Raw genomic sequence first — 251 nt, forward strand, 5'->3', positions numbered from 1 at the left:
TGTCTTTCTTTATATCGCGTAGTTTCCGCAGTTCTTTGCCCTTTTTGCTAAAAGACCTATACAGCAGGTCGGCAGGGTTCATAACACTGCTTAACACTCGCCCTACAGCACTTGCGCTTGCTCTGCTTTCGTAGCCTATCTCTAAACCTGAGATGCTATAACGCGTATTGCTATTGCTGTTTACGGGTGCATTTTTGGCGTCAATATCTAAATAACCTGTTAATTTATAGGGGGTAACGACTACTTCTTCG

The 251-nt window shown here is 43.4% G+C and carries 1 protein-coding gene; it reads right to left on the minus strand.

The annotated features are described in order from the left end of the window. Positions 1-251 (minus strand): hypothetical protein (locus HMPREF9441_RS18900; RefSeq protein ID WP_216593522.1); only part of this gene is annotated, 251 nt, incomplete at both ends.

Origin of the sequence: Paraprevotella clara YIT 11840, from assembly GCF_000233955.1 — a bacterium.
GTDB classification, from domain to species: domain Bacteria; phylum Bacteroidota; class Bacteroidia; order Bacteroidales; family Bacteroidaceae; genus Paraprevotella; species Paraprevotella clara.